The sequence below is a fragment of the Amycolatopsis albispora genome (assembly GCF_003312875.1).
Lineage (GTDB): Bacteria > Actinomycetota > Actinomycetes > Mycobacteriales > Pseudonocardiaceae > Amycolatopsis > Amycolatopsis albispora.
Genome location: NZ_CP015163.1, coordinates 1320425 through 1332410, shown reverse-complemented (window position 1 = coordinate 1332410; position 11986 = coordinate 1320425). Strand labels below are relative to the sequence as shown.

Genomic DNA, 11986 nt, shown 5'->3' with positions numbered 1-11986 from the left:
TCGATGTTGACAGGCCGGGCCACGGATGGTCAAGAACTTTCGAAATACTCGCCGAAAGTATCGAACACTGGACAACGGCGTAGACTGCCCGCCATGCCAGTGGAATCCGAGCGGAAGCCGGGCAGCGAACCGGCCCAGGGCAAGGTCACCATCGCCCAGATCGCGGTGGAGGCCGGGGTCTCCATCCCGACAGTTTCGAAGGTGGTCAACGGGCGCACCGACGTGGCCGCGGCCACCAGGGAGCGGGTCGAGGAGATCATCCGCCGCCACGGTTACCAGCGCCGCAGCGACGAGCGCGCCCGCCGGTCCAACCTGCTCGAGCTGATGTTCCACGAGCTGGAGAGCATCTGGGCGCTGGAGATCATGCGCGGCGTCGAGCAGGTGGCCAGCGAGCACGACCTGGCCGTGGTGCTTTCGGAGTCGCAGGGCAGGCTCACGCCCGGCCGCGGCTGGCTGGAGAAGGTGCTCGCGCGGCGGCCGATCGGCGTGGTGTCGGTGTTCTCCGACCTCAGCGCCGACCAGCTGGCGAAGCTGGAGTCGCGGAACATCCCGGTGGTGGTGGTCGACCCGGTCGGCGAACCGGGTGAACGCACCTATTCGATCGGCGCCACCAACTGGAACGGCGGGCTGATCGCCACGCGGCACCTGATCGAACTCGGTCACCGCCGCATCGCCGTGATCGGCGGTCCGGAACGCGTGCTGTGCAGCCGCGCGCGGGTCGACGGGTACCGCGCCGCGCTCGACACCGCCGGGCTGCCGGTGGACCCGGCGCTGGTGCGGTACGGCGATTTCCACGTCGAAGCCGGGCGGGCGCAGCTCACCGAACTGCTCCGGCTGGAGGACCGGCCGACCGCGGTTTTCGCGGGCAGCGACCTGCAGGCCTTCGGCGTTTACGAAGCCGCCCGCGCGGCCGGGCTGCGCATTCCGGACGACCTGAGCGTGATCGGCTTCGACGACCTCCCGGTGGCGGGCTGGGTCGGGCCGCCGCTGACCACCATCCGGCAGCCGCTGCAGGAAATGGCGGCGGCGGGCGCCCGCCTGGTGCTGTCGCTGGCCCGCGGTGAGGAAGCCGAGCACCGGCGGGTGGAACTGGCGACCAGCCTGGTGGTCCGGGCGAGCACCGCCCCACCCGCGCGCTGACCCGGTTTTCGAAACTGTTTCGACGGCGTATTCCCTTTATTCATGAGCCTTGACGGGCTTGGCGGCCCATTCTAGGGTCGAATTGTCAGGGCACCGCTTCGAAACTATCGAAATGAGGGCTCGATGCGGACGTACCGGGTGGCCGTGGTCGGGACCGGCGGTATCGCCGAAGCAGCACACGTACCCGCCATCCGGGCCGCCGGTGAGCGCGCGAAACTGGTCACCGCGGTGGACGCCGATCCCGCCCGTTTGGCGGTGTTCCAGCAGAAAACCGGCGTTCCGGTGGCCTATCAGTCGCTGAAGTCGATGCTTCGCACGGAAAAGCCGGATCTGGTGCAGGTGTGCACGCCGCCCGCCACGCACGCCGATATCGCGATCACCTGCCTGGAAGCGGGTGCGTGGGTGCTGCTGGAAAAGCCGCCCGCGTTGTCGCTGGCCGAATACGACCGCATTTCCGCGGCCGAAGCCGACGGCGGGCCGTTTGCGAGCGTGGTTTTCCAGCACCGTTTCGGCTCCGGCGCGCGGCACGCGCGGAACCTGATCGAAAGCGGTGCGCTCGGCAGGCCGCTGGTGGCTCTCTGCCACACCACCTGGTTCCGCGATCAGTCCTATTTCGACGTTCCGTGGCGCGGGAAATGGGCCACCGAGGGCGGCGGGCCGACGATGGGCCACGGCATCCACCAGATCGACCTGCTGCTGGCGCTGCTCGGCGAATGGACCGAGGTGCGCGCGATGGCGGCCAGGCTGGACCGCACGATGGAGACCGAGGACGTGTCGATGGCGATCGTGCGGTTCGCCAGTGGTGCGATGGCGTCCATTGTGAACAGTGTGCTGTCGCCGCGGGAGGAGAGCTACCTCCGGCTGGACCTGACCGAGGCGACGGTCGAAGTCACCCATCTGTACGGCTACCACAACACCGATTGGCGGTACACGCCCGCGCCGCACGTGACCGACGAGCGGCTGATCAGGTCGTGGTCGGCGGTGCCGGAGGACGTCGGCAGCTCGCATTCGGCGCAGCTGCCGCACCTGCTGGACGCGATGGACCGCGGGCAGCGGCCACCGCTGTCCGGCGCCGAAGGGCGGGCCGCGCTCGAACTGATCACCGCGCTGTACCGGTCGGCGTTCACCGGAACGCCGGTCACCCGGGAGCAGCTGGAGCCCGGCGACGTGTTCTACCACCGGATGAACGGGGACGTGAAACTGTGAAGCTGGCCGATGGGGACGGTGCGTTCACCGTGTCGGAAGGCGGCGTGGAGCTGCTGCGGTACACCTACCGGCCGGACATCGCCGAGTTCGAGTGCCCGAGCCCGAGTTTTCACCCGCTGCGCACCCTGGACGGCGACGTGGTCACCGGCAACCGGCCGCACGACCACCGGTGGCACAAGGGCCTGGCGATGACGGCGTCCCACCTGGACGACCAGAACTTCTGGGGCGGGGTCAGCTACGTGCGTGACCAGGGGTACCAGGTGCTGCCGAACGTGGGCTCGCTGGTGCACCGCGATTTCCTCGCGCTGGCACCGGAACGGGTGGTCGAGGAGATCGACTGGGTCACCGCGGCCGGGCAGAAGTGGATCGCCGAGCGGCGGACCATGTCGTTCACCGCCGAGCCGGGCGCGTGGACGCTGGACTTCACCTCGGAGCTGCGGAATGTGCGGGACACCGCGCTGGAGTTCGGCAGCCCGACCGTGCACGGGCGGGAGCTGGCCGGGTACTGCGGTTTCTTCTGGCGGGGTCCGCGTTCGTTCGAGCACGGCGAGGTGCTCGCCTCGGATGGCCAGTCGGGCCCGGAACTGATGGGGCGGGCGGCTTCGTGGCTGGCCTACCTCGGCACGCACGACGAGGTGGACCACACCTCGACGCTGCTGTTCACCCCTTCGCCGGCGAACCCGGAATGGCGGTGGTTCGTGCGGAATTCGCCGTATGCCGTGGTGAACCCTTCGGTGGCTTTCTACGATCCGCTGCACCTGGGGGCCGGGGACACGCTGCACCTGCGCTACCGCCTGCTCATCGGCAACGGCTCCTGGCCACGGGAAAAGCTGGACGCACGGGCCTCCTCCTACACCTGGTAGGGCACCCGGCCCCACACTGCCCGGCGCGGCCCGGGTGGACACGAATGTGGCTTTGGGGGCGGATTTCGCCCTGTCGTGTCTCGGGAGATCTGTCGCAGTGTTGTCTCGGTTGTTGTGACACATGTTAGGCGGCGGGGGTGAGGGTGCCTTGCCAGTCTTTGGTGTGGTCGAGGTGGGTGTGGCCGATGGGGTGGCCGTGGCTGGTGTAGGCGGTGATCCGGTCGCCGTCGCGGATGATGGTGATGGTGTTGCCGGTGTGTTCGCGGCCGATGAGTAGGCGTTTTCGGTGTCCGAGATAGATGGTGCCGAGTTTGCTGACGGTGAGCCGGTGGATGGTGGCGTCGGTTTGGACGGGCGGGTGGGTGGGGCCGCCGTGGTGTTCGGCGTGGGTCCAGGCGTGGTGCGGGGTGTGGCGGCCGAGCGCGCTGTGCCCGCGGCGGGTGTTGTAGTAGTCGCGGTAGGTGTCGAGCAGTGTTTGCAGGCTGGTCAGGGTGGTTGGTGGGTGGGGTTGGCGAGCCAGCCATTTTTTGAGGGTTTGATGGTGGCGTTCGACTTTGCCGCAGGTTTGCGGGTGGTAGGGGCTGGAGTGGATCAGGCGGGCGCCGGTGGTGGTGACGGTGCGGGCGAACTGGGTGGGGCCGGCGTGTGGGTGCCGGGGATGGGCGGTGAAGGCGGGGCCGTTGTCGGAGAGCACGATCGCGGGTGGGCCGTGCTCGGTGAACGCGGCACTGATCGCGGTGCAGGCCGCCGCGGCGGTTTCCGACCGGGCTGCCTGGCAGGCCAGCAGCATGCGGGTGCAATCGTCGAGCACATCGAAGACCACGGCCTTGCTGCCGTCGGCGAGCACGATCTCGGTGGCGTCGATCTGGTAGCAGTCCCGGGGCCGGGCATAGCTGAACCGCCGCCAGGACGACCGCGGCCGTTTACGGGGGTTGCTGACCAGCAGGCCTTTCCGGTCCAGGACGCGGTTGATCGTGGCCCGCGACGGCACCGGCCAGCCCTGTCCCGCCCAGTCCCGCTCGGCCGCGAGCACCTCGAGCCGGTCATGGATGAAATCCGCGCCGTTGTCCGGCGCCAGTTCCTGGCGTAACCGCACGATCTGAGCCACCACCGGCTCCGCGGTGGCGTGCGGGACAGTGACCGGACGCCGGGACCGAGGGCTCCACTGTCCCTCGGCCCGGGCCCGTTCCCGATGCCGGTAAAACGTGCGCCGGTCAACACCGTTGACCCGGCACCACTCCGACACGTTCCCGACATCAGCCCCCGCAGCCACCACCGCATCCATCAGATGCATCATCGCCCGTTTCCGCGCCATGGCCAGCCACCACAACGCCGTCCAGGCAACAGACCCCGCAGCATCACCCACCCAGGGTGTGTCACTTGCTCAGAGACACAACCTGTGTCACATCAGCTGAGACTGAACAGGGCGGATTTCGCCCCGAAAGCCACATTCGTGTCCGGCAGCGGAGGCCTCCCCTGCCACGGGCCGCCGTCGCGCGCACTCGGCTCGAGAGGCCGACGTGTCACGAATGTGGCTTTCGAGACGCCAAACGTCTCGAAAGCCACATTCGTGACACCGGCCTGGCCCCTACTGCGCGGCCAGGGCTTCTTCGAATTCGGCGCGTACCTTGTCGCCGCCGGTGGTGCGCCATTGGGTGAGGGTTTCGTCCCAGGAGGAGACCGGTTTCCGGCCGGACAGGATGTCGTTCTGCGCGTCGTTGATCATGGTGCCCAGCTGCCCCTGCTTGCGCGACCAAGTGTCCGAGAACAGGCTCAGCGTCGGGTCCGGCACCGAAGTCGGCACCACCGAGGCCTGGTAGTCGTAACAGGCCTTCGTCGCCTCCGCGTTGCCCGGCACGAACAGCACGTCCGGAGCGTCCACAATGTACCGGATGCCGAGCACGGTCTGCGAAACCCCGGCCTGCGTCTGCCGCGGCCCGCCGCCCTCCATCGTGTAGTGCGTGCCGGGCACGCCGTACTTGCGGAACAGGTACTCCTCGGTGCCGAACGGCGCGGCCAGCCAGTCGGCGATCTTCAGCAGCCGCCGGATCCGGCCCTCGTCGGCCTTCTTCAGCACGGTGAAGTTGTTCGTCGCCTGCGCCTGCCAGGTGCCGGCGAACCCACCACCGTGGTACAGCGGCGGGCGCATCCCGGAAATCCGGAACCCCGGCCCGGCCACGTTCTCCGCGTAGTACTGCGGCCACGCGGTGTACCGGTCCGTGTTGAGCAACGCGCTGCCCGCGTTGAACCACTTCTTCACCGGCGCGTTGTTCGTGGTGCTGTCCGGGTGCACCACCCCGTCCGCGAACAACTGCGCCGTGTCCGCCAGCGCCTGCTTGAACTCCTCGTATTCGAACTTGCTCTTCAGCTTCCCGCCCTCCTCCCGCCACCGGAACGGCAGGCCGAGCATCTGCGAGACGAAGTCCAGCGGCCCACCGGCCAGCGCCCACCGCCCGGCCCGCTCGTCGGTCACCTGACGGCACACGGCACGGAACTCGGCGAAGTTCGCCGGGTTCGGGTTCGCGCCCAACTGCCCGAACAGGTCGTCGCGGCGGAACATCAGGCTGCCCGCGATGCCGCGCGCCACCGGCAGGCCGTAGATCCCGCCGTTGTACCGGCAGTCCTTCCACGCCGCGGTCGGCAGGTTCGCCAGGAACGGGTACTCCTTGACCGCGTCACCGCCGAGGTACGGCGTGAGGTCCTGGCACTTGCCGGCCAGCCACGCGGGCAGGTTCGCCACGCCGGCGGGCAGCCCGTTCGGCGTGTACAGCGCGGGCACGATGAAGTCGGGCAGGTCGTCCCCGGCGACCAGGGTGGCGAACTTCGTCGGCATGTCCGAGTTCGGCACGATGGTCAGCCGCAGGTCGGCGTTCAGCCGTCTGTTCAGCTCCTGCCAGTACGGGTTCTGGTCCACCGCGGGCGGCACCGGCGAACTCGTCAGCACGAACGCCGACACCGGCGAGCCGTCACCTGGCGGCCCGTCGAAGGCACGCACCGGCGGCTCGGGATAGCTGAGGAAACCGTTCAGCAGCCCCTGTTCGTTGCCCGGCAGGTCCGGCTTGACCCCGGTGTAGGGCACATACGCCGGTAGCTGCGTGTCGGCCACGGTCTGCTGCGTCGCCGCGCCGTTGCCACCGCTGCTGCACGCGCTCAGCACGGCGGGTGCGGCGACGGTGGCGAGGGTGCCGGTGAGGAACAGCCGGCGGTTCATCGCGTTCATCGGATTCTCCTTCGGTGGGTTCAGCCCTTCACCGCGCCGATCAGCACCCCCTTGGTGAAATGGCGCTGCACGAACGGATAGACCAGCAGGACCGGCACGATCGAAAGCACCAGGATGGCCATCTGCACGGCTTCGGCGGGCGGCAGTTCGCCGCCGGCGCCGAGCTGGTCCACCCCGAGCTGGGACTGGTTGACCACGTAGGTCCGCAGCACCAGCTGCAGCGGCCACTTCGCGGTGTCGTTGAGGTAGAGCAGGGCGCTGAAGAACGAGTTCCAGTAGGCCACCGCGTAGAACAACGCGATCACCGCGAGCACCGCCTTGCTCATCGGCAGCACGATCCGCCACAGGATCAGCCCGTCCCCGGCGCCGTCCACGCGCGCGCTGTCGATGATCTCGCCGGGCAGTTCCATGAAGAACGCGCGCAGCACGATCACGTTGAACACGTTCACCAGCACCGGCAGGATCAGCGACCAGTAGCTGTCCAGCAGCCCGAGGTTCTTCACGATCAGGTAGCTCGGGATGATGCCGGGGGTGAACAGCAGCGGCATCAGCACCAGCAGCAGGAACGGCCGGTGCAGCACGGTCCCGCGGCGGCTCAGCCCGTAGGCGAGCAGCGTGGTCGCGGTCAGGCTCAGCAGCGTGCCGACCACCGTCACGAAGAGGCTCACCAGCACCGCCCTGGTGACCACGCCACCGGACAGGATGGCCTGGTAGGCGTCGAAGTTGAGCGAGCGCGGGATGAGCACGAACCCACCGGCGTTGGTCACGTCCTCGCGGGTGGCCAGGCTGGTGGACACGATGCCGACGAAGGGCACCACCACCGCCGCGCAGCACACCGTGAGCACCACGGCCTTGACCGCCCTGGCGAGCACGGACGGCTTTTCGAGCGCGCTCATCGCTGGTAGACCCCCTGCTCGCCGAACCGGTGCGCCAGCTTGTTCGCGCCGAGCACCAGCGCCACCCCGACCAGCCCCTTGACCAGGCCGACCGCCGCGCTCACCCCCCAGCTGCCCGCGAGAATGCCGTTGTTGTAGACGTAGGTGTCCAGCACTTCGCTCGCCTCGGCTCCGACCGCCGCCTGTTGCAGGATGATCTGCTCGAAGCCGACGGTCAGCGCGTCGCCGAGGCGCAGGATGAGCAGCAGCACGATGATGCCGCGCAGGCCGGGCAGGGTGACGTGCCACAGCTGGCGCCAGCGGCCCGCGCCGTCCATCGCCGACGCCTCGTACAGCGTGGTGTCTATTCGCGACAGTGCGGCCAGGAACAGGATGGTGGCCCAGCCCGCGTCCTTCCACAGCACCTGGCTGGTGATCAGCGCCTTGAACAGCTCCGGCGAGCCGATCACGTTCACCGTGCCGAGATCGTGCTCGCGCAGGAAACTGTTGAGCAGCCCCGAATCCCCGAGCATCTGCTGGAAGATCGCCACCACGATCACCCAGGACAGGAAGTGCGGCAGGTAGAGCACGCTCTGCACGATCCGCTTGAGCCGCTCGGAGAGCAGGCTGTCCAGCAGCAGCGCCAGCGCGATCGGCACCGGGAACACCACCACCACCTGGAGCAGGGTGATCACCAGGGTGTTGGTCAGCGCGTTGAGGAAAGCCGGGTCGCCGCCGAAGACCACGTCGAAGTTGTCCAGCCCGACCCACGGGCTTTCCAGGATGCCGAGATAGGGCTGGTAGTCCTTGAACGCGATCACGTTGCCGAGCAGCGGCACGTAGTGGAACACCACCAGCAGGGTGATGCCGGGCAGCGCGGCGAGCACCAGGAACCGGTCCCGCGCGAACCGCTGGCGGCGGCTGGGTCCGGTTCGTGCGGTCACGCCGTCCTCCTTGACGCTGTTTCCGGAAAGTATCGGAAACTATCGCGACCAAAAACTAACCGCCGCACTCATGGACGTCAAGGATTCGGACAACTACCTTGTGACAAGCGGGAATAACGGATCGGCCTATTCGAAAGTTTCGAATAGGCCGATCAGGGGAAGCGCTTTCAGCGCCCCGGTCACCAACGAGCGAGGAGGAGGTGCATCGACTCGGTGGTGTTGTCCGCGACGGCCCGCGCGGCGGCCGCGGCGTCACCGGCGGCCACCGCGTCGACGATCGCCGCGTGCTCGGCGGCCGATCGGCGGCGTTCCCGGTCACCGGCGAAGTAGACGTGCTCGTACCGGCGGATGTTCCGCCACAGCCCGCCGATCAACGCGATCAGCCGGGCGTTGCCGCAGCGGGAAACCACGGTCCGGTGGAACTCGGCGTCCAGTTCGTGCGCCCGCGCGGCTTCGGTGGCGGCGGCGAACGCGGTGTTGAGTTCGGCGAGTTCCGGTGCCAGGCCACGCAAAGCCGGTCCGGTGGTGGACACGGCCAGCGCTTCGAGCTGCGCGATGATCGGATAGGTTTCGCGCACCTCCGCCGCGCTGAGCGGGGCCGCCAGGAAACCGCGGCCGCGGTCGAAGCGGACCAGGCCACCGCCTTCCAGGCGCAGCAAGGCTTCCCGCACCGGCGTGCGGCTGACGCCGAGTTCCGCCGCGACAGCGCTTTCGTTGATCCGCTCCCCCGGCGCGATCTCCGCGGCCAGGATGCGGTCCCGCAGCAGTTCTTCGAGTTCGGCTCGGTTCATCGCGCCTCTTCGACGAGCCGGGCGACCAGCTCGGCGGCCTCGCTGTCGGTGAACGCCGCCGTCGAGCTGCCCGTCCCGACCTCGGCCATGGCCAAGCCGGGAACCGGCGTTTCGGTGAAGTGGGCGAACAACCAGACGTTCTCCCGCTCCAGCAGTTTCCGGTTCGCCGCGGTGAGCCGGTCGGGCGTGCCCGGCAGGTACACCTGGAAAGCGTTGGTGTGCGGTGGTTCCGGCGCGACACGCACGCCGGGGACGCGGGCCAGCGCGGCGGCGAGCCCGAGCGCGCGTTCCCGGTATTCCGCCATTCTCGGCAGGTGCTTCCGCAGCCCGGCGCGGGCCGCCAGGACGTACGGGAAGACCGTGTACAGGTTGCCGCCGTGCCGCGTGGTCCACGGCCGCGTCCTGGTGATCGGCTCCTCGTCGCCGGCGAGCACGCACCCGCCGAGCCCGCCGATGGTCTTGTACAGCGACACGTAGACCGAATCCGCCAGCGCCGCGATCTCCGCGAGCGAACGGCCGTAGTACGGCGCGCTCTCCCACAGCCGGGCGCCGTCGAAGTGCAGTGGGACACCGCGCTCGCGGCACCACTCGGAGATGGCGGTCAGCTCCGCCCACGACGGCAGCTTGTGCCCGGCCCGCCGGATCGGCAGCTCGACCACGACCACGCCGATCCGCTCGGCGACGGCGTCGAGGTCGGCGACGGTGAACGGGCTCCACGTGCCCAGCCGCACCGGCACCAGGCCGTGCAGCCGCTGGTAGCCGCCGTCCTCGTCGAGTTCGATGTGGCTGCGGCTGTGCAGCGCGACCACCGGCGTGCCGCCGCGCTCGGTCCACACCCGGAGCATCGCCTGCTGCGCGATCACCCCCTTGAGCACGAACCGGCCGGCCGGCTTGCCGAGCAGCGTGGCCACTTCGGCCTCGAGCTCCCGCAGGCCGGGCCCCTCGTTGTACTGGTCGGGCAGGGCGTCCAGGCCGGGGGCCTCCCGCAGGCGGTCGAGCCACTCCGCCGCCGACAGCCGCTCGTGGTGGGACAGGAACCGGGTGTCCGCGCGCCAGCCCGGATCATCGCGAAGGTGCATGCCCGCCAGGATCGCATACGATCGAGCGAAATCGCATGCGATTTCCCTCAGGTCAGCCGGTGGAGGCCTTCGAGCACGCGGTACATCAGGTCCATCGGCGGACGGCCGTTCGCGGTCAGCTGCTGGTCGGAGCGCATTTCCAGCAGGCCCATGTCGAGTGCGTCGCCGATCAGCACCCTCGCCGCGCCGAGCGGGCTGCGCAGGTGCGTGGCCAGTTCGGCGACCGACAGCGGATGACGGCACAGCTCGCAGATCAGCAGGTGGTCGCGGGAGAGCCGGGTGCGGTCCAGCCGGACGCCGCGCTTGGTGCTCACCATCACCTCGACCCGGAGGTCGTGCCGGGTGTTGGTGCGGCCGCCGGTGCGCACGTACGGCCGCGCGCGGATGAAGTCGCCGTCATCCTCTTCGACGGCCTGCTCGACCGGCTCGGGCGGCGGCGTGGGCTCGGGTGCCGGTTGCGGCGGTGGTGGCGGGGCGGGCGGCGGGTCCTCCGCGGTCACCGGCTGTGACGGCTCCTCGTCCACCGGCTTGGGCTGGAAGTCATGATCCGCCCACTGCTGGTAGTCGCCCCAGCCGCCGAAGGAGAGCTGGGACATGCCGGACCACAAGGAGGATTTTTTGTGCGCACCCATCACAGCTCCGTGGTCCGGCCAGGTAAGGCATAGACCAAACCACGCCCGCGCCGGAAACGCCAGAGATCGGGACGGGGTTACCGGCCGAGATCACCGGTTGTGCGTAATCGGGACCGGCCCGGCGTGACCCGTCCGAAGTGGATCGTCACCCAGCGTCACCACTGGCCAGTTCCTTGCGGACCTGCGGCAGCACCTCGGTACCGAGCAACTCGATCGCCGTCATCACCCGCGCGTGCGGCACCCCGGCCCAGTCCATCTGCAGCGCGTACCGGTCGGCACCGACCAGCCTGCCCACCGAGATCAGCCGCTCGGCCACCTCGTCCGGGCTGCCCGCGAAGATCGACTGCGCGCCGCGGGTGAACTCGTCGTACTCACCGCGCGTGGGCACCTGCCAGCCACGCGCCCGCGCGCCGTACTTCATCGTCTCCAGCCAGTACGGGTAGAACGCCTCCTTGGCGTCCTGCGACTCGCGGGCGATCAGGCCGATGGCGCTCATCGTGACGTTCAGCTCACCCGGCTCGTGGCCGCCGGACTCCCCCGCCCGCCGGTACAGGTCCACCAGCGGCGCGAAGCGCTCCGGACGGCCGCCGATGATGGCGTAGACCACCGGGAGACCGAGCAGGCCCGCCCGGATCGAGGACTCCGGATTGCCGCCGGTGCCGACGCTGATCCGCAGCCGGCGCCCGTACGGCCGCGGCAGCACCCGCGCGCCCTCCAGCGGCGGCCGGAACCGGCCCGACCAGGTGATCGGGTCTTCGCGGTCGAGCCGCAGCAGCAGCGCGAGCTTCTCCTCGAACAGCTCCTCGTAGTCGGCGAGGTCGGCGCCGAACAGCGGGAAGGACTCGGTGAACGAACCACGCCCGGCGAGCAGTTCCGCGCGTCCTTCGCTGAGCTGGTCGAGCGTGGTGAACTGCTGGTACACGCGCACCGGGTCCTCGGTGCTGAGCACGGTGACCGCGCTGCTGAGCGTGATCCGCTCGGTGACGCTCGCCGCGGCGGCCAGCACGGTGGCCGGGTTGGAGCTGGCGTAGTTCTCCAGGTGGTGCTCCCCCACCCCGTAGAAGCCGAGGCCGAGCTCGTCGGCGAGCTTGATCCGCTCGACGGTGTTCTTGAGCGCGCGGGAGACCGGGACCTGCTCGCCGGTGCGCGGTCCGGGTGGCGGTCGGCGAAGCTGTAGATCCCCAATTCCATGCGGCCCAACGTACGCCGGAGATGATGATGCGTCAACAAAACCGT

At 69.1% G+C, this 11986-nt stretch carries 10 protein-coding genes and 1 pseudogene; 3 read left to right on the top strand and 8 right to left on the bottom strand.

The window, feature by feature from the left end:
* Nucleotides 1–93 precede the first annotated feature (93 nt).
* The 3 genes from A4R43_RS06455 to A4R43_RS06445 all read left to right on the top strand — a co-directional run bounded on the left by A4R43_RS06455 (nucleotide 94) and on the right by A4R43_RS06445 (nucleotide 3209).
* The gene (locus tag A4R43_RS06455) at nucleotides 94–1140 is read left to right on the top strand and encodes a LacI family DNA-binding transcriptional regulator (protein ID WP_113691474.1); all 1047 of its coding nucleotides are present in this window, start codon (nucleotides 94–96) and stop codon (nucleotides 1138–1140) included.
* A gap of 123 nt (nucleotides 1141–1263) precedes the next feature.
* Nucleotides 1264–2346: a Gfo/Idh/MocA family protein gene (locus A4R43_RS06450; RefSeq protein ID WP_113691473.1), complete on the top strand. Its 1083-nt coding sequence runs from the start codon at nucleotides 1264–1266 to the stop codon at nucleotides 2344–2346.
* Nucleotides 2343–3209: a DUF6807 domain-containing protein gene (locus A4R43_RS06445; RefSeq protein WP_113691472.1), complete on the top strand. Its 867-nt coding sequence runs from the start codon at nucleotides 2343–2345 to the stop codon at nucleotides 3207–3209. Before A4R43_RS06450 ends, A4R43_RS06445 begins: the two co-directional genes overlap by 4 nt.
* A 124-nt stretch (nucleotides 3210–3333) precedes the next feature.
* Here A4R43_RS06445 and A4R43_RS06440 read toward each other — a convergent pair whose 3' ends face one another.
* From A4R43_RS06440 to A4R43_RS06405, 8 genes and pseudogenes are all read right to left on the bottom strand, one after another.
* Nucleotides 3334–4539, bottom strand: coding sequence for a DDE-type integrase/transposase/recombinase (locus tag A4R43_RS06440; RefSeq protein WP_236808802.1), 1206 nt, complete (start codon nucleotides 4537–4539; stop codon nucleotides 3334–3336).
* A gap of 258 nt (nucleotides 4540–4797) precedes the next feature.
* Nucleotides 4798–6429 carry a type 2 periplasmic-binding domain-containing protein gene (locus A4R43_RS06435; RefSeq protein ID WP_113691470.1) on the bottom strand — a complete coding sequence of 544 codons (1632 nt, stop codon included), beginning with the start codon at nucleotides 6427–6429 and terminating at the stop codon, nucleotides 4798–4800.
* Between the two features lie 20 nt (nucleotides 6430–6449).
* Nucleotides 6450–7325, bottom strand: a complete 876-nt coding sequence (locus tag A4R43_RS06430; protein ID WP_113691469.1) for a carbohydrate ABC transporter permease — start codon at nucleotides 7323–7325, stop codon at nucleotides 6450–6452.
* Entirely contained in the window at nucleotides 7322–8248 is a 927-nt protein-coding gene (locus A4R43_RS06425) for an ABC transporter permease (protein WP_113691468.1), read from the bottom strand. The genes A4R43_RS06430 and A4R43_RS06425 overlap by 4 nt, the downstream gene beginning before the upstream one ends.
* Nucleotides 8249–8427: 179 nt before the next feature.
* Nucleotides 8428–9039, bottom strand: a complete 612-nt coding sequence (locus tag A4R43_RS06420) for a GntR family transcriptional regulator (protein ID WP_113691467.1) — start codon at nucleotides 9037–9039, stop codon at nucleotides 8428–8430.
* A complete protein-coding gene (locus tag A4R43_RS06415) occupies nucleotides 9036–10118 on the bottom strand; it encodes a threonine aldolase family protein (protein WP_113691466.1) in 1083 nt (360 codons plus the stop codon). Before A4R43_RS06415 ends, A4R43_RS06420 begins: the two co-directional genes overlap by 4 nt.
* A gap of 47 nt (nucleotides 10119–10165) precedes the next feature.
* Entirely contained in the window at nucleotides 10166–10750 is a 585-nt protein-coding gene (locus A4R43_RS06410) for a DUF742 domain-containing protein (protein WP_113691465.1), read from the bottom strand.
* Between the two features lie 145 nt (nucleotides 10751–10895).
* Nucleotides 10896–11941 (bottom strand): annotated as a pseudogene (locus tag A4R43_RS06405) (LLM class flavin-dependent oxidoreductase).
* Between the last annotated feature and the right edge of the window lie 45 nt (nucleotides 11942–11986).

Coding starts and splice junctions, on each gene's coding strand:
- A4R43_RS06455 (WP_113691474.1), top strand. CDS start 94: ATGCCAGTGGAATCCGAGCGGAAGCCGGGCAGCGAACCGGCCCAGGGC.
- A4R43_RS06450 (WP_113691473.1), top strand. CDS start 1,264: ATGCGGACGTACCGGGTGGCCGTGGTCGGGACCGGCGGTATCGCCGAA.
- A4R43_RS06435 (WP_113691470.1), bottom strand. CDS start 6,429: ATGAACGCGATGAACCGCCGGCTGTTCCTCACCGGCACCCTCGCCACC.
- A4R43_RS06430 (WP_113691469.1), bottom strand. CDS start 7,325: ATGAGCGCGCTCGAAAAGCCGTCCGTGCTCGCCAGGGCGGTCAAGGCC.
- A4R43_RS06420 (WP_113691467.1), bottom strand. CDS start 9,039: ATGAACCGAGCCGAACTCGAAGAACTGCTGCGGGACCGCATCCTGGCC.
- A4R43_RS06415 (WP_113691466.1), bottom strand. CDS start 10,118: ATGCACCTTCGCGATGATCCGGGCTGGCGCGCGGACACCCGGTTCCTG.
- A4R43_RS06410 (WP_113691465.1), bottom strand. CDS start 10,750: ATGGGTGCGCACAAAAAATCCTCCTTGTGGTCCGGCATGTCCCAGCTC.